The organism is Planomonospora sp. ID91781 (assembly GCF_015711595.1).
In the GTDB taxonomy this organism is placed as follows: Bacteria; Actinomycetota; Actinomycetes; order Streptosporangiales; family Streptosporangiaceae; genus Planomonospora; species Planomonospora parontospora.
Genome location: NZ_JABTEY010000001.1, coordinates 3050732 through 3072899, shown reverse-complemented (window position 1 = coordinate 3072899; position 22168 = coordinate 3050732). Strand labels below are relative to the sequence as shown.

Annotated in this window: 16 protein-coding genes; 8 read left to right on the top strand and 8 right to left on the bottom strand. The window is 73.2% G+C overall.

What is annotated here, in order from left to right; genetic code table 11:
• Window positions 1–10 precede the first annotated feature (10 nt).
• The gene (locus tag HS048_RS13950; protein ID WP_068894337.1) at window positions 11–1303 is read right to left on the bottom strand and encodes a helix-turn-helix domain-containing protein; all 1293 of its coding nucleotides are present in this window, start codon (window positions 1301–1303) and stop codon (window positions 11–13) included.
• An 865-nt stretch (window positions 1304–2168) separates the two neighbouring features.
• On the opposite strand from HS048_RS13950, the gene HS048_RS13945 reads away from it, so the two are divergent.
• The 3 genes from HS048_RS13945 to HS048_RS13935 all read left to right on the top strand — a co-directional run bounded on the left by HS048_RS13945 (window position 2169) and on the right by HS048_RS13935 (window position 8812).
• Window positions 2169–5075, top strand: coding sequence for a BTAD domain-containing putative transcriptional regulator (locus HS048_RS13945; protein ID WP_196467172.1), 2907 nt, complete (start codon window positions 2169–2171; stop codon window positions 5073–5075).
• Window positions 5076–5162: 87 nt separating this feature from the next.
• Complete coding sequence (locus HS048_RS13940; protein WP_196467171.1) at window positions 5163–7400, top strand: molybdopterin cofactor-binding domain-containing protein; 2238 nt, start codon at window positions 5163–5165, stop codon at window positions 7398–7400.
• Window positions 7401–7435: 35 nt separating this feature from the next.
• Entirely contained in the window at window positions 7436–8812 is a 1377-nt protein-coding gene (locus tag HS048_RS13935) for an NCS2 family permease (RefSeq protein WP_068894339.1), read from the top strand.
• Between the two features lie 152 nt (window positions 8813–8964).
• Here HS048_RS13935 and HS048_RS13930 read toward each other — a convergent pair whose 3' ends face one another.
• Entirely contained in the window at window positions 8965–10155 is a 1191-nt protein-coding gene (locus HS048_RS13930) for an excalibur calcium-binding domain-containing protein (protein WP_196467169.1), read from the bottom strand.
• A gap of 223 nt (window positions 10156–10378) precedes the next feature.
• Here HS048_RS13930 and ald point away from each other — a divergent pair, with 223 nt between their 5' ends.
• Complete coding sequence (ald, locus tag HS048_RS13925; RefSeq protein WP_068894341.1) at window positions 10379–11497, top strand: alanine dehydrogenase; 1119 nt, start codon at window positions 10379–10381, stop codon at window positions 11495–11497.
• 48 nt (window positions 11498–11545) lie between these two features.
• Here the strand turns inward: ald and HS048_RS13920 are convergent, their stop codons facing one another.
• Entirely contained in the window at window positions 11546–12571 is a 1026-nt protein-coding gene (locus HS048_RS13920) for a TerC/Alx family metal homeostasis membrane protein (protein ID WP_196467168.1), read from the bottom strand.
• Between the two features lie 420 nt (window positions 12572–12991).
• On the opposite strand from HS048_RS13920, the gene HS048_RS13915 reads away from it, so the two are divergent.
• Window positions 12992–13264 carry a hypothetical protein gene (locus HS048_RS13915; RefSeq protein WP_196467167.1) on the top strand — a complete coding sequence of 91 codons (273 nt, stop codon included), beginning with the start codon at window positions 12992–12994 and terminating at the stop codon, window positions 13262–13264.
• 57 nt (window positions 13265–13321) lie between these two features.
• Here the strand turns inward: HS048_RS13915 and HS048_RS13910 are convergent, their stop codons facing one another.
• Window positions 13322–14023, bottom strand: a complete 702-nt coding sequence (locus HS048_RS13910; protein ID WP_068894344.1) for a DUF3105 domain-containing protein — start codon at window positions 14021–14023, stop codon at window positions 13322–13324.
• A gap of 121 nt (window positions 14024–14144) precedes the next feature.
• On the opposite strand from HS048_RS13910, the gene HS048_RS13905 reads away from it, so the two are divergent.
• Complete coding sequence (locus HS048_RS13905; protein WP_196467166.1) at window positions 14145–14795, top strand: DUF305 domain-containing protein; 651 nt, start codon at window positions 14145–14147, stop codon at window positions 14793–14795.
• A gap of 97 nt (window positions 14796–14892) precedes the next feature.
• Window positions 14893–15192 (top strand): DUF3467 domain-containing protein, encoded by a 300-nt coding sequence (locus HS048_RS13900; protein WP_196452586.1) that lies wholly within the window; start codon window positions 14893–14895, stop codon window positions 15190–15192.
• 81 nt (window positions 15193–15273) lie between these two features.
• Here HS048_RS13900 and trpS read toward each other — a convergent pair whose 3' ends face one another.
• The 4 genes from trpS to HS048_RS13880 all read right to left on the bottom strand — a co-directional run bounded on the left by trpS (window position 15274) and on the right by HS048_RS13880 (window position 20372).
• Entirely contained in the window at window positions 15274–16239 is a 966-nt protein-coding gene (gene trpS / locus HS048_RS13895) for a tryptophan--tRNA ligase (RefSeq protein WP_068894345.1), read from the bottom strand.
• 154 nt (window positions 16240–16393) lie between these two features.
• On the bottom strand, window positions 16394–17473 hold the full coding sequence (locus tag HS048_RS13890; protein ID WP_196467902.1) for a low specificity L-threonine aldolase: 1080 nt from the start codon (window positions 17471–17473) through the stop codon (window positions 16394–16396).
• Between the two features lie 53 nt (window positions 17474–17526).
• On the bottom strand, window positions 17527–18165 hold the full coding sequence (locus HS048_RS13885; protein ID WP_189234735.1) for an SDR family NAD(P)-dependent oxidoreductase: 639 nt from the start codon (window positions 18163–18165) through the stop codon (window positions 17527–17529).
• A complete protein-coding gene (locus HS048_RS13880; protein ID WP_307832465.1) occupies window positions 18162–20372 on the bottom strand; it encodes a DUF6421 family protein in 2211 nt (736 codons plus the stop codon). Before HS048_RS13880 ends, HS048_RS13885 begins: the two co-directional genes overlap by 4 nt.
• 161 nt (window positions 20373–20533) lie before the next feature.
• On the opposite strand from HS048_RS13880, the gene HS048_RS13875 reads away from it, so the two are divergent.
• Window positions 20534–22000, top strand: a complete 1467-nt coding sequence (locus HS048_RS13875) for a UvrD-helicase domain-containing protein (protein WP_196467165.1) — start codon at window positions 20534–20536, stop codon at window positions 21998–22000.
• The last annotated feature ends 168 nt before the right edge of the window (window positions 22001–22168 follow it).

Here is a 22168-nt window from a genome sequence, read left to right as displayed (position 1 = left end):
CGTGTGTGCCCTACAGGCCCGCGCAGGCCAGGGCCCGCTGGTAGGCCTCCACGCTCCGGTCGGTCTCGTCGATGCGCTCCAGGATCCGCGCGGCGGTCAGCCAGGAGTGGGAGGTGTAGCGCGTGACGGGCAGCGGCTCCAGCAGCGCCGCCGCCGCCGCCAGCTCCCGCGTGCCCTCCTCCGCCCTGCCGAGCTCGGCGAAGGTCTGGCCGGCCACGAGGTGCGCATCGGCCTGCAGGTCCTCCGGCATGCCGTCGAGCATGGCCAGGACCGACCGGATGTGCAGTTCGGCCTTCTGCGGAGAACCGAGCAGGAGCTCGGCCCGGGCGAGACCCACCGCGCAGCGCATCTTGTCCATCGGGTTGACGGGGCTCTCCCCGAGGTCCTTCTCCACCTTCATCAGCAGGTCCCGCCAGGACGCGGCCTCCTCCGGGCGCGTCTCGATCATGATCACCGCATGGGCGACGCGGAGCCGCGCGTACCGCTGGGCCTCCCCGTGCTCGGACTGGATCGCCACCGCCCGCTCGAAATAGGCGGCGGCCTCCTCCCCGCACCCGGTCTCGAACGCCAGGATCGCCGCCTCCCAGTACGCGAGCGTGAGCGCCGTGGGGGTGCCCAGCGTCTCGGCCGCGGCGACGAGCTCCGCGGAGAAGTGACGGGCGCGCAGCAGGTCTCCCCGCTCGATGTAGGCGGCGAGCGCCTGCACCCCCAGCCTGATCAGCCCGTCGGTCCAGGCGGGCCGGACCGCTCCGCCCAGGATCTCCTCCACGACCTGCACCGCCTGCGCGAGCCTGCCCTGCTCGCGGTAGCAGATGGAGAGCTGGGTCACGATGTCGATGTGCCGCTCCGGGGAGATCTCCGACCCGTCGCGCTCACGCAGTCCGATCAGCAGGGAGATCGCCGCGTCGAGGTCGCCGCAGGCCCGGGAGGCGAGCGCCAGGCCGTACTCGGTCTCCTGGCGCAGCTGCGGCAGCCCGGCGAGACCCTCGTCGGCGAGGAGTTCGGCGTAGCGGGTGCGCGCCTCGACGACCTCGCCGTTCTCCATGGCGAGCCTGGCGTAACCCAGCCCCAGCTCGATCTCCCGCATCTGCTCGGTCGTCACACCGTTGATCAGATAAGTGAGCGAGCAGTCGAGTTTCTGCGCCAGCAACTCCAGCACGGCCGGGGTCGGGGTGCGCTTACCGCTCTCGATGAGGGAGACATAGCTGTCGGACAGTTCGGGATGCGCAAGCTGCGCCTGAGATAGGCCACGCTGACGACGCATGGTCTTGATACGCTGTCCGACCAAGTCTTGACCAGCCACGTTGCTCCTTGAAAGATGTTGGTCGAGCAGCAGAACCTACGACAGGAGTCCCCCCGTGCGTCGACGTCTCGCCATCTCTGCCCTCGCCGCCTTGGTCACGGCCCTATTCGCCGTTTCGGTTAATGCTACGGCCGCAGGCGCCGCCCCGTCCGCCCCCGCGGAGAAGAAAATCGTAGTCCAGTACGGCCCGGCTCCGCACGCCGAGTAGCAGGCCGCAGCTCGTTCATAACGACAGGTCGACCGCGATGACCCGTCGTAACGGCACACGTCGGCTCGCGCCGACGTGTGCGCCCGGACGCTCGGCATATGCGTTCCGCACCCCCAAACCGGGACGCGCCGAGCGTCCACCCCACATAGATGATCCACCCCCGTCGTCGCCCGATCCGCCCGTCGTCGCCCCGCGACAACAGCGGCATGGCGCGAGAAAACCACACTTCGCGGTCCGGTACAAGAGCGTGACGCCATTCGCCCGCTGAAATCCTCCGAACGGCCGGATTTCCCGGCTGCGCCATCGGGGCGATGTGTCGCGGAGCCCTCTTTCCGCGGACCCCGCGCCTTCTCCCGGGAATTCCCCGCACCGCTTCCGCGGGACGTCCGGCGCTTCATCCTGCGGAAAGCCGGTGACGGAGCCGTCCGGGGCGCCGGGCGAACGGACAATGAGCGCGGCCGGCGACGGAGACGCGTCCGAGTGCGGATCACGGACCGGAAATCCATTCAATTAACCGCCGGTACACCACCGGTACATTACAGGCCGATGCAATTGGATAACGTGGCGAATTAAGCGGACGATCAAATATCATCCTCCGCCTGAAGCTCATGGGAACACCGGGGACGGCCCGGGCGCCAATGGGATGGGGACTCGTCGGTGAGATTTTCGGTACTGGGCGTCCTGACGGTGCGCCACGCCGACGGGGGGCTCGTCCCCGTCCGGCGCCGCAAGCACCGGCAGCTCCTGGCGGCGCTCCTGCTCAGGGCCAACACCCCCGTCTCCGGCGGCCACCTCACGGAGTCCCTGTGGGGGGCGGCCCCTCCGCCGTCGGCCGAGCAGAACCTCAAGACCTACGTCCACACGCTGCGCAAACTGCTCTCCCCCGACGACCCGCGCTCCGCGCCGATCACGACGCACGGTGCGGGATACCTCATCACGCTCCGGCCGGACGACCTCGACCTCCTCGTCTTCCAGGACCTCGTGCGGCACGGCAGGCGAGCGGCCCGTGAAGGGGACCCGGAGACCGCGTGCCGGTGCTTCGAGCAGGCTCTCGGCCTGTGGCGGGGCGACGCCCTCCAGGACGCCGGGGGAAGCGGGGTGCTGGACCGGGCCGCCGGCCACCTCACGGAGGAGCGGCTCTCCGTCCTCGAGGAGCTCGCGGAGCTCCAGCTCCACCTCGGCAGGAACGCGGAGGCCGTCTCCCGGCTGCGCGCGGCGGCCGCCGGACATCCGCTCCGGGAGCGGCTCCAGCGGCAGCTCATGCTGGGCCTGCACCTGTCCGGGGACCGGGCCGACGCGCTCGACGCCTACCAGCGGTTCAGGAAGGCGCTCGTGACGGAGACCGGCCTGGACCCGGGCCGGGACGTCCAGGAGCTCCACCGGCGCATCCTCACCTCCGGCTCCGGCCCGGTCCCGCCCGCCTCGGACCGCGCCTCGCGGCCGGCCGGGCCCCGTCCGGAGCCACCGCGGCAGCTGCCGCGCGATCTCGCCGGTTTCGTCGGGCGCGCCGAGGAGCTCGTCCGGCTGCGCTCCCTGCTCGCCCCCTGGGACGGCGGCCCCCCGCACCACGTGGTCGCGATAACCGGGCCACCCGGGTCGGGCAAGTCGGCGCTGGCCGTCCGGGCCGCGCACGCGGTCGGCCGCGACTTCCCCGACGGGTGGCTCTACACCAACCTGCACGGGGCCACGCCCGGCCTCCGGCGGCTGGAGCCGCTGGAGGTGCTCGGCCGGTTCCTCCGCGACCTGGGGGTCTCCCCGCAGGCCGTACCCGACGACGTGGACGGGGCGGCGGCCCTGTGGCGGACCAGGCTCGACGGGCGGAGGGTCCTCGTGGTGCTGGACGACGCCGCCGACCTGGCCCAGATCCGCCCGTTGCTCTCGGTCCCGGTGGGGAGCACGATCCTGGTCACCAGCCGGGAGAGCTTCGCCCTGGTCGACGACTGCGCGCGGGTGCGGATCGGCGAGCTGCTCCGGACCGAGGCCTCGGCCATGTTCGCGAAGCTGATCGGTGCCGGGCGGGCCGCCGACGACGTCCGGGCGACGGGACGGCTGATCGAGCTCTGCGGGCGGCTGCCCCTGGCCGTGGGCATCGCGGGGGCCCGGCTGGCGAACCGGCCGCGCTGGACGGTGGCCGACCTGGTGGAGCGCCTGGAGGACGAGCGGCGGCGGCTGCACGAGCTGGAGGCGGGCGACCTGGCGGTCCGCTCCAGCCTGGCGGTCAGTTACGACCTGCTGGCGGGCGGTGCGCACCCGCTCGATCGGCTGGCCGCCCGGACCCTGCGCATGCTCGGCGTGCTGCAGGTGGCCGACGTGACCCCCCTCATGGTCGCGGCCCTGCTCGGCGGACCCGCCGAAGAGGCGGAGCGGGCGATGGAGCGGCTGGTGGACGCGCATCTGGCCGAGTGCGACGAGCCGGGGAGATACCGTCTGCACGACCTGGTGCGGCTCTTCGCCCGTGAGCGGGCCGCCCTGCAGGACCCGGAGGAGACCACCGCCGCGCTGAACCGGGTCCTCGACTTCTACACCGCGACGGCGATCCTGGCCGGGACCCTGCTCCACTACCCCTCCCACGGGCTGCCGGAGATCGATCTCCACGCCGTTCCCGCTCCCCTCACCTCCCGTGAGCAGGCCTACGAGTGGATGGAGGAGGAACGGGCCAACCTCCTGTCCGTCGCCTTCCAGGCCATGGCGTCCCCGGGTGAGCGGACCGTGCGCCTGGGGGCCGCCCTGGCCATCAGGCTCCACTGGCATCTGCTCTACGGCCATCACGTGTCGTACATGCTCACGGTGAACCGGCGGATGCTGGAGGCCGCGAGGAGGCTGGGCGACCGCTCCATCGAAGCGCTCGCGCACAACCACACGGGTGTCGCGCTCTGCGCGCGGCTCCAGCTTCCGGAGTCCGTCGCCCACTTCGAGCGGCATCTGGCGATCAGCCGCGAGCTGGGCAACGCCCACGGCGAGCAGCGCGCGCTCGGCGGCCTCGCCAGGTCCTGCTTCGAGATGGGGCGCTATGAGGAGGCCGTCGGCCACGCCGAGGCGCAGCGCGTGATCGCCAGGAGGATCGGCCACTCGTCGGGCGAGTACTACGCGCTGGGCATCATCGGCGAGGCCTATCACCGGCTGGGCCGCTTCGACCAGGCGCTGGCCGTACTGGAGAAGTCCCTGTCCCTGTCCCGGCGGGACGGCAACGTCTACCAGCAGGGCTCCGAGCTGGAGGCGCTCGGCGAACTCCACCTCAGCCGGGGCGAACCGGCCCTGGCCAAGTCGGCCTTCACCGACGCCCTGGACTGCGTCCGCACGATCAGGATGGTGGCGATGGAGTCCTACCTCCTGCTCGGGCTCGCCCGTTCCTGCCGCCTCCTCGGTGAGCTCGACCAGGCGGCGGCTCACGCCTGGCAGGCCGTGGAGACCTCCCGAGGGCTGCGGGACTCCAACACCGAGCAGAAGGCACTGGCCGAGCACGCGGCCATCGAGGAGGCCATCGAGGAGGCCCGGAGGTCCTCCCCCCGCCGGGCCGGGCCGCCGCAGGCCGGGGACCCGGAGCGGCTGCGCCTCGCCCGGTGACGACCGCAACAGTCGCCAACCGCGGGGCCCCGCGTTCCGCGTTGTCTGCCATGGACCGGCTCTGAGCTGCGCTGATGTACTGGAGTCGTGAGCGAGATCGAGACACGGCAGAGCCCGGGCATCGGGGAGAGCCTGCTGCGGCCCGACGGGACGCTGAAGGTGACCGGCGAGTTCGCCTACTCCTCCGACCTGTACCTCGCGGACATGGTCTGGGGCGTGACCCTGCGCAGCCCGCACCCGTCGGCGTGGATCCGGTCGGTCGACGTCGGGCCCGCCCTGGCCGTGCCGGGCGTGCTGGCCGTGCTCACCCACGAGGACGTGCCCGGCGAGAAGTTCTACGGCCTGGAGCACCGGGACCAGCCGGTGCTCGCGATCGACCGGGTCCGCTACCAGGGCGAGCCGGTCGCGCTGGTGGCCGCCGACCACCCCGAGCGGGCCCGGCGGGCCGCCGCGGCGATCGTCGTGGAGTACGAGGTCCGCGAGGCGGTGACCGACCCGCGCCGGGCCGCCTTCGACCCGGACTGCCCGAAGGTCCACGAGCAGGGCAACGTGCTCCGCCACCAGCCGGTCCGGGTCGGCGCCGGGCTCGACGACGCCGCGGACCTCACCGCCCCCGTCGTGGTCGCCGGCGAGTACGAGGTGGGCATGCAGGACCAGGCCTTCCTCGGCCCCGAGTCCGGTCTGGCCGTGCCCGCCGAGGACGGCGGGGTGGACCTGTTCGTCGCGACCCAGTGGCTGCACGCGGACCGCGACCAGATCGCGCCGTGCCTGGGCCTGCCGCCGGAGAGGGTACGGCTCTCGCTGGCCGGCGTGGGCGGCGCGTTCGGCGCCCGGGAGGACCTGTCCATGCAGGTCCACGCGTGCATGCTGGCGCTGCGCACCGGCCGGCCCGTCAAGATGGTCTACCACCGCGAGGAGTCGTTCTTCGGCCACGTGCACCGGCACCCGGCCCGGATGCGCTACGAGCACGGCGCGACCCGCGACGGGAGGCTGCTCTACGTGAAGGCGGAGATCCTGCTCGACGGCGGCGCGTACTGCTCCTCCTCCCGCGCCGTGGTGGGCAACGCCGCCTCGCTCGGGGTCGGGCCGTACGAGGTGCCGAACGTCCGCCTCGACGCCTACGGCGTCTACACCAACAACCCGCCCTGCGGCGCGATGCGCGGCTTCGGCGCGGTGCAGGCCTGCTACGCCTACGAGTCGCAGATGGACCGGCTGGCCGAGGCGTGCGGCCTCGACCCGGTGGAGATCAGGGTCCGCAACGCCGTCTCCCAGGGGTCGCGGCTGGCCACCGGGCAGGTCGTCGACTCCCCCGCGCCGCTCGCCGGGATGCTCCGCGAGCTCGCCGCGATGCCGCTGCCCCCGGAGCCGGCGGGCGGCCTGCTGGACCTGCCGGGCGGCGCGGGGCGGACCACCCGCGGCGAGGGGGTGCGGCGCGGCGTCGGGTACGGCGTCGGCATCAAGAACATCTGCTTCTCCGAGGGCTTCGACGACCACTCCACCGCCCGGGTCCGGGTGGAGCTGCTCGGCGGCGAGCCGCACGCGCTGGTGCACACCGCGGCGGCGGAGGTCGGCCAGGGGCTGGTCATGGTCCAGGAGCAGGTCGCCCGTACCGAGCTGGGCGGTCTGGGCGTCGGCCGGGTGACGGTCGCCGGGGCCGACACCTCGGTCGGCTCCGCGGGGTCGTCGTCGGCCTCCCGGCAGTCCTACGTGACCGGGGGCGCGGTCAGGGCGGCCTGCCGGGCCGTGCGGGAGCGGCTGGAGGGGCTGTGCGCCGGCGGGGTCCCGCTCGCCGAGGCGCTGGAGCGGCACGGCCCGGTGGAGGAGACGCGCGAGTACCGCCACCGGCCGACGTTCCCGATGGACCCGGTCACCGGGCAGGGCGACTCCCACACGCAGCTCGCACTGTGCGTGCACCGGGCGGTCGTCGACGTCGACACCGAGCTCGGCCTGGTCAAGGTGGTCGAGCTGGCGGCCGTGCAGGACGTGGGCCGGGTGCTGAACCGGCTCGCGCTGGAGGGGCAGATCCACGGCGGTTCGGCGCAGGGGCTCGGCCTGGCGCTGATGGAGGAGATCCAGGTCGCGGGCGGCCGGGTGCTGAACCCGTCGTTCACCGACTACCTGATCCCCACCGTCCTGGACATGCCGCCGATGCGGGTCTCGATCCTGGAGAACCCCGACCCGCACGCGCCGTACGGCCTGCGGGGCGCGGGCGAGCCGCCCACGCTCTCGTCGACCCCGGCGGTGGCCGCGGCCGTGCGGGCCGCGACCGGGCTGGACCTGCCCCGGGTGCCGATCCGCCCCCATGACATCGCGCTGAGCGGGTAGGAAGCGGGCGTCCCCCGCCGTTGAGAGGGGGACCGGTGGATCGCTTCTTCGAGCTGTCGGCGCGCGGGACGACGGTCGGCCGGGAGGTCCGGGGCGGCGTCACCACGTTCATGGCGATGGCCTACATCGTCCTGCTCAACCCGATCATCCTGGGTGGCGCCGCCGACGTCACCGGGGCGCGCCTGTCGGTGCCGCAGCTCACCACGGCCACCATCCTGACCGCGGCGGTGAGCACCCTGCTGATGGCCGTGGTCGGCAACGCGCCGTTCGGCCTGGCGACGGGGCTGGGGCTGAACGCGGTGGTCGCCTACCAGGCCGCGCCGCACATGACCTGGGCGCAGGCCATGGGGCTGGTCGTGCTGGAGGGCCTGGTGATCGTGCTGCTGGCCGTCTCGGGGCTCCGGCAACTGATCATGAACGCCATCCCGCTCGCGCTCAAGCACGCGATCAGCGTGGGCATCGGCATGTTCATCGCACTGATCGGCCTGGTCGACGCCGGGTTCGTCGCTCCCGGCACCGGCACGCCCGTGCAGCTGGGCACGGCCGGGCACCTGTCGGGCTGGCCGGTGGCGCTGTTCTGCCTGGGGCTGCTGCTGATGGTCGTGCTCTACGTGCGCCGGGTCCCGGCGGCCATCCTGATCGCCATCGTGGTCACCGCGCTGGCCGCGGTCGCGGTGGACTCGGTGGCGAGGGTCGACCCGGCGAGCTGGGGCGTCGTGGTGCCCCGGCTGCCGGAGGCGGTGGTCTCGGCCCCGGACTTCGGGCTCCTCGGGCAGGTGGACCTGTTCGGCGGGTTCGCCCGGGCCGGGGCGGTGACCGCCACGGTCGTGCTGTTCACGCTCGTGCTGTCCGGTTTCTTCGACGCGATGGGGACCATCATCGGCGTCAGCGACGAGGCCGGGCTGGTGGACGAGCGGGGCCGCGTCCCCCGGCTGGGCGCCATCCTGACGGTGGACGGCGTGTCCGGCGCGATCGGCGGGCTCGCCGGAGCCTCGGCCGGGACGGTCTTCGTCGAGTCGGCGGCCGGGGTCGGCGAAGGCGCCAGGACCGGTCTGGCCGCCCTGGCCACCGGCGGCCTGTTCACGCTGTCGCTGCTGTTCACCCCGCTCGCGACGGTCGTCCCGGCCGCGGCGGCGGCGCCCGCGCTCGTGCTGGTGGGGGCGCTGATGATGACCCAGGCCAAGAACGTGCCCTGGGACGACCTGTCCCTGGCGATCCCGGCCTTCCTGACGATCGCCATCATGCCGTTCACCTACGGCATCACCAACGGCGTCGGCGCGGGCGTGGTCTCCTACACGGTGATCCAGGCGGCGCTCGGCCGGGGCCGGGAGATCCCGTGGCTGCTCTGGGTGGTCACGCTGGTCTTCACGGTGTACTTCGGCATCGGCGCCGTCGAGCAGGTCATCGCCTGACCGCGGCCGGGTCCGGCGGACCGGCGGCGGCCGAAGACGGCGGCCGAGGACGGTGGGCGTCTTGCGTTGGACGTCTTGCGGTGGGCGCGGCGGCCGGCGTCTTGCGGCGGGCCGCCATCCGACGGCGGGCAGGCGGGCGGACGGGCGGGTGGTCAGGGACGGTCGCTGTCGCAGGCGACGCCGTCCCCGTCCCCGTCGGCGTACCAGGCGTACTCCGGGTCGCTCTCCTTGAAGTACGGACCGTAACCGGCCTCGGTCGCCTCCCGGCAGGTGCCGAACCTGCGGTCCGTGCCGCCCGCTCCCGCCCGGTCCGTCCCGGTCCGGCCGGAGGGGGCGGCGGCGGGAGCCGTGGTGGCCCGGCCGGCCGGGGCCGTCGTGCCGGTGGCGGGCGCGCTGGCCGGAGGGGTGACGGGCGCGGTGGCCGCCGGGTTCGTCGCGGCCGGGGCACCGGTCGGCCCGGAGCCGGTCGTATTCGTCCCGGTGGGACCGGTGGGGGGCGGGGTGGTGGCCGGTGCGCCGGTCGGCGCGGTCGTCGGCGGGGTGGCGGGCGGCGGGGACGTGCCCGCCGGGGTGCCGCGCAGCCGGGCGACCATCGCCTCGGCCTGCTCCCTGGTGAAGGAGCCGGCGATCTGCATGCTGTCCTCGGTGATCACCTCGCCGACCCGGGGGGCCGCCAGGACCCTCCCGCCGACGACGATGGCGATCTGCTGGTCGACCGCCTCCTCGGTCAGACTGTTGATCCGGTCGTGGAACGCGGGCGCGAAGGTGATCCGGACCGCGTAGGAGCCGTCGCCCCCCCGGACCGCGTCGATCCCCCGGACGGCGGTCACGTCGACCCCTGCGGCGACCTCGTAGCAGACCTGCCCGGCCTCGTCGGGGACGCCCTCGGGGGTCGTGCACGGTCCCGACTGCGCGGCGGTGACCGGGGCGAAGTGGATGGGCGCCGGCAGCCGCTGCGGCGGCGGGGCGCCCAGCGGCACGCCGGGGTTGCGGGTCATGAGCACCGCGATGGTGGCGAGCACGCCGGTGGTCAGCACCACGAGGACCAGCGCGACGACGAGGACGGCGGTGGTGGCCCGGCTGGCCCTCGGCCCGCCCGGCGCTCCGGGAGCCCGTCCGGGGACCGTTCCGGGCCCGGCGCCCCCGGGAGCCGCTCCGGGAGTCCGCCCGGCAGCCGCGCCCGGCTGCGGCGGGCCGGAGTTCGGACCGGGGAACGCGCCGGTCCGCGCCGGGCCGGAGACCGTTCCGGAGGCCGGCCCGGCTCCGGGGACCGGCGGGCCGGACGGAGCCGGTGGAGGTCCCTGCGGCTCCGGCGTCGCGCCGGGTCCCGAGTGCTTCCCCATCGTCATATCCCCGCGTTCTCCACGTGTGCTGGCGTGAGCCTACCGATCTCCACAGCGAGTGCGTAATCAACCGGTAAAGGCCGGTTCGAGAAACACGATGAGCTGCGGCCGCTGACAGATTGTCGTCAACACCGGTCGATTCCTTCCATCGTGGGCATGGTGGCCTTTTCCCCGGGAACGCAAAGTGAAGGAGGACCGCAGGCGGCGAACCCCTGGAGGAGTCGTGAGGATCGCAGTTCCCCGAGAGGTCAAGAACCACGAGTACCGCGTGGCGCTCACCCCGGCCGGAGCCCATGAGTTCGTCCGGCAGGGCCACCGGGTCTTCGTGGAGAAGGACGCCGGGGCCGGGTCGTCCATCCCGGACTCCTCCTTCGAGCGCGCCGGCGCGACCATCCTGGACTCGGCCGACGAGGTGTGGGCGGAGGGCGAGCTCGTCCTGAAGGTGAAGGAGCCCGTCCCCGAGGAGTACCACCGGATGCGCAAGGGACAGGTGCTGTTCACCTACCTGCACCTGGCGGCCTCCGAGGGCTGCACCCGCGCCATGTTGGACGCCGGGGTCACGGGCGTCGCCTACGAGACCGTGCAGACCCCCGACGGCCGCCTGCCGCTGCTGGCGCCGATGTCGGAGGTGGCGGGCCGGCTCGCCCCGCAGGTCGGGGCCTACCACCTGATGAGGCAGGGCGGCGGGCGCGGCGTGCTCATGGGCGGGGTGCCGGGCGTGCACGCGGCCAGGGTGGTGGTGATCGGCGCGGGGGTGTCCGGCATGAACGCCGCCGTCATCGCGCTGGGCATGCACGCCGAGGTGGTGCTGCTGGACAGGAGCATCGACCGGCTCCGCCAGGCCGACGCCGTCTACCGGGGGCACTGCCGTACGGTCGCCTCGAACATGTACGAGATCGAGCGCGCCGTCCTGGACGCCGACCTGGTCATCGGCGCCGTGCTGGTGCCCGGCGCGAAGGCCCCCACCCTGGTCAGCAACGACCTCGTCAGCCGGATGAGGCCCGGCTCGGTCCTGGTGGACATCTCCATCGACCAGGGCGGCTGCTTCGAGGACTCCCGGCCGACGACCCACGCCGACCCCACCTACCACGTGCACGACTCGGTGTTCTACTGCGTGGCCAACATGCCCGGCGCGGTCCCGCACACCTCGACCCACGCGCTGACCAACGTGACCCTGCCCTACGCCCTGTCCATCGCGGAGCTGGGCTGGCGGGAGGCCCTGCGCCGCGACCCGTCGCTGGCGCTGGGCCTGAACACGCACGAGGGGCACCTGACCAACCGTCCCGTGGCCGAGGCGCACGGGCTGGAGGCGGTGCCTCCGGAGCGGATCCTCCTCCCCTGACACTCCGGCGGCCCCGGCGGCGGCCCTCTGCGGGCCGCCGCCGCGCGGTCAGCGCCCGGCGGGCGAGGACACCGAGTCCGGGTCGCGGCGGTCGTCGCGGCGGTTGGCGTACACGCTCGTGGCCGTGACCGTGGCCAGGACGCCGATGATGACCCCCAGCGAGACCAGGGTGGGGATCTCCGGAAGCCACGTCCAGATGCCGTGCGCCCAGTGCAGGATGAGCTTGACCCCGATGAAGGCCAGGATGATGCTGAGCCCGTGGTTGAGGTGCCGCAGCTTCGTCAGGACGCCCTGCAGGACGAAGTAGAGCGCCCGCAGGCCCAGCAGGGCGAAGGCGTTGGTGGCGAAGACGATGTACGGGTCCTCCGTCACGCCGTACACCGCGGGCACCGAGTCGACGGCGAAGACGATGTCGGTGGCGAAGACGGCCACGACGGCCAGTGCGAGCGGGGTGAGGGCACGGCGGCCTCCCTCCCGGACCACCATCCGGAAGCCCCGGTAGTCGCTGGTGACCGGCATGAAGCGGCGCAGCAGCCGAACCGTGCGCATGGAGGAGATGTCGACCTCCTGCTCGTGCCCGCCCAGCGCGTCCCTGAGGATCTTCACGGCGGTGACGATCAGCACCCCGCCGAAGAGCAGGAACGCCCAGGTGCCGCTCTGCAGGACGGCCGCCCCGAGCGCGATGAAGATCACGCGCAGCACCAGCGCCCCGACGATGCCGTACAGCAGGACCCGCTGGGCCAGGGCCGCCGGGACCGCGAAGGCGGCCAGCAGCAGCATGAAGACGAACAGGTTGTCCACCGACAGCGACTTCTCCACCACGTAGCCGGTGAAGAACTCCACTGACACGGTGGAGCCGTGGTCCACCCAGAGGTAGACGCCGAAGACGAGGGGCAGCACCAGGTAGAAGACCGACCAGCCCACCGCCTCGCGCATCCGCACCTCGTGCGGGCGCCGGGTCAGCAGGGAGTCGAGGACGAGCAGCAGCAGCAGGACGACGACGCTGATCGTCCACATCCCCGGCGTGCCGATCGTCTCAAGGTCGGCCGCGAGCAGGCGTGCCTCAGCGGGCATGGGGTCTCCTCGAACGTGCGTGATCGTTCGAGGTCTCCTTCACCCGCGTGGAGCGGGCGGCCGTCCGAGGACGCTCTGGGGCGTCCGTACTGACCGGACCGGCGCTTGGGAAGTACTCCCCTCGCCACCAGGCTAGAGCACGCCGGAAGGTTGTCAACGCGGGGGCCGGTCGTCCGGCGGCGGCCGGGGTCCTCGGGGCCGTCCCTCCGCACGGGGTGTTTGACCAGGTACGCCGGGAGGCGGATAGTGGAAGCACAGCTCGGAGGGGAGTACCCGCCGTCCGACGCCCCGACCGTCACCACGGTCCCCGCCGATCCGGGAAGACCCGGCGGGGCGGCCCTCCCCTCCGGGGAGGGTGCGGGAAGACCTCCGTCCACACCGCCGTGCCCCGTCCGCGCACGGCGAGACCCGGAGGTTCCCATGTCGCTCGCCGTGCTCCTGGAGATCCTGCTGGGCGCGCTGCTGACGGTCTCCGCGATCGTCACCGTGGCCGTCCTGTGGCCGGGGGGACCGCCTCCGCCCCGGCCCCCTTCCTTCCTCGACCCGCCCCCCGCCTGCCGTCCCCCGGTCACCGGCGGACGGATCCGGCCCGCGGCGGACCGCCGCCGGAGGGGCGGCCGGCGGCCGGCCCCGCGAGGGGGCCGCCGGTCGCGCAGGGTGAGGGGCGGGGCGGGCTCCCGGCCGGGGTCCTGATCCCCGCCGGGGTCCTGATCCCCGCCGGGGTCCTGATCCCGCCCGGGACCGCCGGTGTCAGGACGTGGGCGTGGCGCTCGGCGACGGGATCGCGGTCGGGGTCGCGTGCGGCGGGTCGGACGGGCTCGGGGAGGCCGTCGGGATCGGCTGCTCGGCGGTCGTGGTGGTCACGTCGCTGTCGCAGGAGGCGCCCAGCTCGGGCGTCTCGGGTCCCTGCTTGAACTTGGCGATGAACTTGGGCAGGCGCGGGTCGTCCGCGCCGTCCAGCTTGAGCTGCTTGTTCCAGGAGCTGACCACGACCTTGGCGGGCAGGCCGGGGTACGGGCTCAGCAGCATGTAGTCCTTGGAGGCCAGCTCCTTGAGGACGTCCACCTGGTCCTTGGGCAGGTCCGGCTGGTAGGTGATCCACACGGCGCCGTGCTCCATCGAGTGCACGGCGTTCTCGTTGTTGATCGGCGCGTCGTAGATCCCGCAGTTCTGCCAGGCGGGGTGGTGCTCCCCGCCCATCGGCGGGTTCTCCTTGTAGGAGACCTTGGTCTGGACGTGGAGGCTGCCGGGGTACTTGGCACTGGTGACCGCGTCCAGCGAGGTCTTGCCCGCCTGGTCGACCAGGTAGAAGCCGACCAGCCCGACGAGCAGGAGGATGACGAGGCCTCCGCCGCCCCACATCATCAGAGCGGTCTTGCGCTCCTTGGCCTTCTGCTCCGCGCGCATCCTGGCGAGCGTCTCCCGCCGCGCCTGCGCCTTGTCCTTTGACATCAGTCCTCCACCCGGCAACCAGCTCCGGGTCACCTTATGCCCTAGTGGCGTATGTGGAGAATAAGGGATGCGAGGGACGTGAGGACGCGGGGCCGGCCGGGATGAGTAGGCTTGTCGGGCAATGGAAAATCCCGTCGGCAGCACTCCGCACCCCCGGCGGCGCCTGGTCGTCGCCGCGGCTCTGGCCTGCCTCGTCGCGCTCGCCGTCGCGGTGCTCGTCCTGGGCCGGACCGGCGAGCCGACCGACGCCTCCGCCGAGGCCGGGTTCGCCCGCGACATGGCCTCCCACCACGCCCAGGCGGTGGAGATGTCGTTCATCGCCAGGGACGGCGGCTCCGACGACGCGCTCCGCCTGCTCGCCTACGACATCATCGTCACGCAGACCGCCCAGCGCGGCATGTTCATGGGCTGGCTGCAGCAGTGGGAGCTCGGCCAGGCGACCGAGCGGCCCTCCATGGCCTGGATGGCCGGCCATGGACACGGCGGTACGGCCGGCGCCCCCGCCGCCATGCCCGGCATGGCGAGCGCGGCGGAGCTCGACCGGCTCCGCAAGGCGACCGGCAGGGAGCAGGAGATCCTCTTCCTCCAGCTCATGATCCGCCACCACGAGGGCGGCGTGCAGATGGCGGAGGCCCTGCTCAGGCTCTCCGATCGTGACGAGGTGGTCACGATGGCGCGGCACATCGTGAACACGCAGGACGGAGAGATCAAACTGATGAAGGACATGCTGAAGCAGCGGGGTGCCCAGCCGCTGCCGTCCATACGGCAATGAGTCAGGCATACATGTGAATAGTGTCAGCGCGTTCCCTGCGCGGCCGGATTCCGGCCGGGGCGGCATGGCGGAACCGATCTGGCCGGAGGAGACTTAAGTGGTGAACGACGAGCCGGAGAACCGCCTGGAGGTGAGCATCTCCGCCGAGGTCGAGATGGGGCAGTACGCCAACTTCGCCTCGGTGTGGCACACCCAGGATGGTTTCGTCCTGGACTTCGCGGTGATCACCAGACCGCCCCAGCTGGCCAACGACCCCTCGTCGGGCCAGCACTTCGTCAGCGTGCCGACCCGGATCGTCAGCCGGATCCGCATCCCTCCGAGCCAGGTCTTCGAGCTGATGAAGGCTCTGGAGCAGCAGCTCACCCAGTACGAGCAGGAGACCGGCCACAAGCACTGACCACGCGCCCCGCCCGCTCCGGCCCTCGGGCCGGTTGTCCGGTCTCCGGGCGGGCCCGGGCGCGACCGCCGGAGACCTCTTTCAGGCCAGGCCCATCGCCCGGCGGGCGGCCGCCACGACCTCCGAGGCGCGCTCGGCCGCCCGGGCGGCGTGCCCCTCCAGCAGCCGGTCGAGTTCCGCCGGGTCGGCCGAGAGCTCGCCGAAGCGCCGCCGGACCGGGGCCAGCGTCTCGGTGACCGCCTCGGCCGCGTCCTTCTTGAGCGCGCCGTACGAGGCGTAGGAGAACGACTCGACCGGCCGCCCGGTGCAGGCGGCGAGCAGGGCCAGCAGGTTCGACACCCCCGGCTTCGCCTCCGGGTCGTGGCGGACCTCCGTGCCGGAGTCGGTGACCGCACGCATGATCTTGCGCCGGACGTCGGCCGGCTCGTCCAGCAGGTGGACCGTCCCCGCGTCGGAGCCGTCGGACTTGCCCATCTTGGCGGTGGGCTCGGCCAGGTCCATGACGCGGGCGGCCAGGCGCGGGTGCACCGCCTCGGGGACCGTGAAGGTCTCGCCGTACAGGTGGTTGAAGCGCAGGGCCAGGTCCCGGGTGAGCTCGACGTGCTGGCGCTGGTCCTCCCCCACCGGGACGAGGTCCGCCCGGTGCAGCAGGATGTCGGCGGCCATCAGCGCGGGATAGGTCAGCAGGGACAGGCGCACCTCCCGCTGGCCCGCCGACTTCTCCTTGAACTGGATCATCCGGCGCATCTCGCCGTAGTGGGCGGTGCTCTCCAGCAGGTAGGCCAGCTCCGTGTGGGCGGGCACCCGCGACTGCACGTAGACACCGGAGCGGTCCAGGCCGCAGGCGAGCAGCAGGGTCGCCGCCTCGCGGGTGCGGGCGCGCAGCCGTCCGGGGTCGTGCCTGATCGTCAGGGCGTGCAGGTCGGCGACGGCGTAGACGCAGTCGGCCTCGTCCTGGAGCCGTACGGCGGGCAGGATCGCGCCGAGGTAGTTGCCGAGGGTCAGCCGGCCGGTCGGCTTGAACGCGGAGAAGACGCGCTTGGTCATGGTTGGTCCCCTTCTCGGTGAGGGACCGCCGGACCACCGGCCGCGGGAAAAGGAAAAGGCCGCCGGTGAACGGCGGCCGTTTTCGTGTGCGCAGTCGGGGCTGGCTAGCGGGTCCGCCGGAGGGCGGCCCGCCACAGACCCAGGCTGCGGTGGTTCATGCCGGGAATCCTACCTCCTCGGCGACGGCGGCGGCGAAGGCGTCGACGTCGGCCTCGGTGGTGTCGAACGCGGTCATCCAGCGGACCTCGCCGGTGGCCTCGTTCCAGGTGTAGAAGCGGAAGCGCTTCTGCAGCCGCTCGGTGGCGTCCCGCGGCAGGATCGCGAAGACCGCGTTGGCCTCGACCGGGCGCGGGATCTCCACGCCGGGCACGTCCCGGACGGCGTCGGCGAGCCGCCGGGCCATCGCGTTGGCGTTGCGGGCGTTGCGCAGCCACAGGTCCCCGGCGAGCAGCGCCTCGAACTGCACCGAGACGAACCGCATCTTGGAGGCCAGCTGCATCGCGGTCTTGCGCAGGTAGCGCAGACCGCGCACGGCGTCCGGGTTCAGCACCACGACGGCCTCGCCGAACATCATCCCGGCCTTGGTCCCGCCGAAGGAGAGCACGTCCACCCCGGCGTCCGCGGTGAACGCGCGCAGCGGCACGTCCAGCGCGGCGGCGGCGTTGGTGATCCGGGCGCCGTCGAGGTGGACGAGCATGCCGAGCCCGTGGGCGTGCTCGCAGATCGCCCTGATCTCCTCCGGCGTGTAGAGCGTGCCCAGCTCGGTCGTCTGCGTGATCGAGACGACCTTCGGCTGGGCGCGGTGCTCGTCGCCGAAGCCCCAGGCCTGCCGGTCGATCAGCTCGGGGGTGAGCTTGCCGTCCGGGGTGGCCACGGGCAGCAGCTTGAGCCCGGCCGTACGCTCCGGCGCGCCGCCCTCGTCGGTGTGGATGTGCGCCGACTCGGCGCAGACCACGGCCTCCCAGTGCGCGGTCATCGCGCGCAGCGCGACCACGTTGGCGCCGGTGCCGTTGAACACCGGCCAGGCCTGGGCGGCCGGGCCGAAGTGGGCGCGGAAGACCTCCTGCAGCGCCTCGGTGTAGACGTCGTCGCCGTAGGCGGTCTGGTGCCCGCCGTTGGCGAGCGCGATCGCGGCGAGGATCTCCGGGTGCACGCCGGCGTAGTTGTCGCTGGCGAAGCCCTTCACCGTCGGGTCGTGCCTGCGGACGGCGCCGGTCGGCGCGGCGTCCGCGATCCCGGTCACCGCGCCTGCGGTCGCGCCCGGGGTGGTGTCCTTGCTCTCGTCCGTCACTGCGTCAGGTCCATTCGGGTGCCGTTGGCCTCGGTGTCCCACAGGCCCTCGATCGCCGCGGCGAGGTCGTCGACGTCGGTGAAGCCGGGGAACCTCTTGTCCGGGTCCGCGGCGCGCATGCCCTCGTGCACGAGCGCCTTGACCACCAGGATGTTCGCGGTCGCGCCGGTCCCCTCCAGGGCGTCGGCGAAGGCCAGGGTCCACGCCTCGGCGGCGGCCTTGGCGGTGCCGTACGCCGCGTTGCCCTGGGTGGGCCGCTCGGCGGCCTTGGCGGAGACGATCGCGAACCGGCCGCGCGCGCTCTCCTTGAGCAGCGGTTCGAAGGCCAGGGTGACGTGCTGGAGGGTGCGCACCAGCAGGTCGTGCAGGAGCGCCCAGTCCTCCAGCCTCGTCTCGGCGAAGGTCTTCGACCCGCGCCAGCCGCCGACCAGGTGCACCAGGCCGTCGACGCGGCCGTGCTCGGCCCGGATGTCCGCGGCGAGCCCGCGCACGGCCTCGAAGTCGAGCAGGTCGACCGCGAGTGTGCCGTCGGCGCCGGACTTGTCGACGCCGATGACGGTGTGGCCCTGGGCGGTGAAGCGGCGGACGGCGGCCTGGCCCGCGGGGCCCGCCGCGCCCGCGACGACGATGATCATGCTCGGATCCCCTTCGTGGAGTCGACGACCTCGCCGAGCTTACGGCGCAGCGCCTCGTAGAACATGCTCAGCGGGAACTCGTCGGGCAGCACCGCGTCCACCACCGCCTTCGGGAAACCGTCCGTGGGCAGGGCGTCCACCCCCCTCGCCCAGACCGAGGCCGGATGCGGCTCGACGTAGGCCGCGACGAGCTCGTGCGCGGCCAGCCAGTGGGCGAGCTTGGAGCGGTCGATGCCGTCGCGGTAGAGCTTCTCCACCTCGCCGCGCAGGTCGGCGACGGCGTCGGCGAGCCGGGACCAGTCGACGCTGAGCCGGTTGTCGGTCCACCGGACGACGTCGTTGCGGTGCAGGTAGGCGAAGAGCAGCTGACCGCCGAGGCCGTCGTAGTTGCGGACCCGGCCGCCGGTGATCGGGAAGCGGAACAGCCGGTCGAACAGGATCGCGTGCTGGACGTACCGGGCGTGCGGCACGCCCTCGGCCTCCAGCCGCACCGCCTCGCCGAACGCGGTCAGGTCGCAGCGCAGCTCCTCCAGGGAGTAGAGCCAGTACGGCATGCGCTGCTTGATCATGAACGGGTCGAACGGCAGGTCGCCGTGGCTGTGGGTGCGGTCGTGGATCAGGTCCCAGAGCACGAAGGTGTCCTGGGCCAGCTCCTGCGACTCCAGCAGCCGGGCCGCGTCCGGCGGCAGGGCCAGCTTGAGCGTGTCGGCCGCGGCCCGCCCGACCCGGCGGAAGCGGGCGGCCTCGCGGTCGCAGAAGATGCCGCCCCAGGTGAAGCGGGCCGGGGTCTCCCGGACCGCGACGGTCTCGGGGAAGAGCACCGCGGAGTCGGTGTCGTAGCCGGAGGTGAAGTCCTCGAAGGCGATCGGCACGAACATCGGGTTGTCGTAGCGGGCGCCCTCCAGCTCGGCGAGCCACTGCGGCCAGACGGTCCGGATCCAGACGGCCTCGACGTGCCGGCGGGTGCTGCCGTTCTGCGTGTACATCGGGAAGACGACGAGGTGCTCCAGGCCGTCGATCCGCTGGGCGTCGGGGTGGAAGGCGTCGAGCGAGTCGAGGAAGTCGGGGACGCCGAGGCCCTGCGCGACCCACTTGCCGAAGTCCGCGACGACCGCGTCGAGGTAGGCCGCGTCGTGCGGGAAGCGCGGCGCCAGCTCGGTGATCCGGTCGACGATCTCGGAGATCAGCGCGACGGCCAGGTCGCGGTCCCCCTCGATCGAGCCGTCCTTGGCCTGCAGCGGCTGGAGCCGCTCCACCGCGTCCTTGAGCCCGGCGAAGGCGGCCCGGGCGTCGCCGCCGCCGATCCGCCCGGCCCGCTCGGGGACCCGGGCGGCCCAGGTGACGAGGTTGCCCCAGAGCGCGGCGTGGTCGTGCTCGTCGATCGAGTCGTCGCCGAACAGGTCGGAGTCGGCGACCACGACGACCCGCCCCCTGCCGTGCCGTACGGCCAGCGCGAGCGGCCGGCCGGCCGGATCGGCGGTCGGGGAGGTCGAGAAGAGCACGGTGACGTCGCCGGGGGCGAGCTCGGGACTCGGGGTCAGGACCCCGGCGCGGTAGAAGCAGGCGCGGCGGGCCCCGGCCAGGAGGTCCTCCGCCCCGGTCTCGCCGGGCACGCCCATCACCCAGGAGGCCACGCCGTTGTGGGCGTTGCGGGGGTCCTGCACGGTGGTGTGCTCGACGCGGACGCCGAAGACGTCGAGGAGGTCGGCGAGGTTGCTGCCGTACTTGTCCTGCTCGCACTCGGCCAGCACGACGAGGCCGCCGCCCTCGGCGACGTAGGTCTCGATCGCGTCGAGCTCCTCGGCGGGGAAGACCGGGCTGCCCAGGCCGGTGGTGCGCTCCCAGCGGCCGGCCGAGGGGTGGGCGATCACGAGCACGTCGGCGCCGTCGAGGACGGCCGGGGTGATCGCGCCCCCGCCTCCGGCGGCGCCTCCCGCCGCGCTCCCGGCCGCACCCTCGGATCCGGTCCCGGCGGCGCTCCCGTCCGCACCCTCGGCGGCGTTCCCCGCGGTGCTTCCGACGGTGCTTCCGACGATGTCCCCGGTGTGCGCGGTGACGGTGTGGCCCAGGCGGCGGAGCAGCTCGGCGGCGCGGGCGTAGCTGTTGTCGTCCGGATGGCCCGGGTTCATGGCCTCGGCCACCTCCCGCCGGATGGTCCACGACTCACTGTGCGCCTCATCGAACAGCACCCGCGGGAATGCCCTCACGAAAAATCCTCCTGCCATCCGGTCTCATTGGGGGAAAATATACACATCTTGCCCGAATATCGACACACCCCTTATCCTCTGCATGGGATCCGCGGGGATGCGGACCCGGTCGGGACCCGCCCGGTGACACGGACCGGCGACACGGAGGAGTGCATCCGCGCGTGAGCACCTCCGCCGCGGCCGGACCGGACGAGCTGGGTGACGCACGCTCCCGCCCGTTCGTGGTCTGGCGGACCTTCCTCCACCCCGAGCAGCACCGGATCGCCTACCGCGGGTCGTACTCCGGCCCGGCCCAGGTCTCGGGCGGTCCCGGGACCGGCAAGACGACCATCGCCCTGCACCGGGCCGCCCACCTCGCGCACCGGCTCGCCGCGCACGGTCCCGGCGGGACGGTGCTGCTGACCACCTACGCCCGCAACCTCGCCGAGGCGCTCGACCGCCAGCTCGCCCTGCTCGTCGGCGACGAGCGGGCCTACCGGCGCGTCGAGGTCTCCGGGATCGACCGGCTGGCCATGCGCACCGTCCGGAGCGCGCTCGGCCTCTACCCGCAGACGGTCTCCCGGCCCGACCTCGAACGGGCCTGGGACGCGGCCGCGCGGCGCTCCGGCCTGCCGTACGGCGGAGGCTTCCTGCTGCGCGAGTGGGAGCAGGTCGTCCTGGCGCAGGACATCCGCGACGAGGAGGCGTACCTCGCCTGCGCGCGTCCCGGCCGGGGGACCCGGCTGCCCCGCGGCCGCCGGGCGGCCGTCTGGCGGGTGATCGCCGAGGAGACCGGCCGGCTCCGGGCGGCGGGGCGCTGGACCTACCTGCAGCTGGCCGACGAGGCCGCCCGGCTGCTGCGGGAACGGGCGGCGCCGCCGTACCGGCACGTGGTGGTCGACGAGGCGCAGGACCTGCACCCGGCGCAGTGGCGGCTGCTGCGCGCGGCGGTGGCGCCCGGTCCCGACGACCTGTTCCTGACCGGCGACCCGCACCAGCGGATCCACGACCACCGGGTCTCGCTGTCGTCGCTGGGCATCGAGGTGCGGGGGCGCAGCCACCGGGTGCGGATCAGCTACCGGACCACGCAGGAGATCCTCGACTGGGCCGTGCCGATCCTGGGCGGCGCGTCCGCGGCGGGCCTGGACGGGGCCGACGACGACCTGGAGGGCTATCGCTCCCCCGTCCGGGGCGACCGGCCGGCGGTGCTGCGGGCCGCCGACGCCGCCACCGAGATGGCCGCGCTGGCCGGCCAGGTCCGCGTCTGGCTGGACTCCGGCGTGGAGCCCTCCGCGATCGCCGTGATCACCCGGTTCTTCGGCATGGCCAGGACGGCGCGGGAGACGCTGACCGCCGCGGGCGTGCCCACGGCGTTCCTGGGCGGCGGCGACGAGCGAGACACCGTGCAGGTCGGCCTGATGCACAAGGCCAAGGGCCTGGAGTTCCGCTGCGTCGCGGTCGTCGGCGCCTCGGCCGGGCTGGTCCCGCACCCGTCCGTGCTGACCGCCGAGGACGAGGACCCGGTCACCCGCGCGCTGGACCTGCAGCGGGAGCGCAGCCTGCTCTTCGTCGCCTGCACCCGGGCCCGCGACCGCCTGTACGTCTCCTACACCGGCGACCCGAGCCCCTTCCTGCCCGCCGTCCCGTAGCGCCGGGCGCCGGGGCACGGGGGTCGGGCGCGCAGAGCCCGGACGCCGGGACAGGAGGGCCGGACACGGCCGGACGCCGGATGGGCGGCGGCCGGTTCACGGCTTGGTCAAGGATCGTTTGGCGCCGCGGGGACCGGGCACGCCTCCGAACCAGACAGGAGGGGAGGA

Excerpts from the sequence above, each read along its gene's own strand:
- HS048_RS13885 (WP_189234735.1), bottom strand. The coding sequence starts at position 18,165 with ATGATCATCGTCGTCGCGGGCGCGGCGGGCCCCGCGGGCCAGGCCGCC.
- HS048_RS13905 (WP_196467166.1), top strand. The coding sequence starts at position 14,145 with ATGGAAAATCCCGTCGGCAGCACTCCGCACCCCCGGCGGCGCCTGGTC.
- HS048_RS13915 (WP_196467167.1), top strand. The coding sequence starts at position 12,992 with ATGTCGCTCGCCGTGCTCCTGGAGATCCTGCTGGGCGCGCTGCTGACG.
- HS048_RS13920 (WP_196467168.1), bottom strand. The coding sequence starts at position 12,571 with ATGCCCGCTGAGGCACGCCTGCTCGCGGCCGACCTTGAGACGATCGGC.
- trpS (WP_068894345.1), bottom strand. The coding sequence starts at position 16,239 with ATGACCAAGCGCGTCTTCTCCGCGTTCAAGCCGACCGGCCGGCTGACC.
- HS048_RS13930 (WP_196467169.1), bottom strand. The coding sequence starts at position 10,155 with ATGGGGAAGCACTCGGGACCCGGCGCGACGCCGGAGCCGCAGGGACCT.
- HS048_RS13910 (WP_068894344.1), bottom strand. The coding sequence starts at position 14,023 with ATGTCAAAGGACAAGGCGCAGGCGCGGCGGGAGACGCTCGCCAGGATG.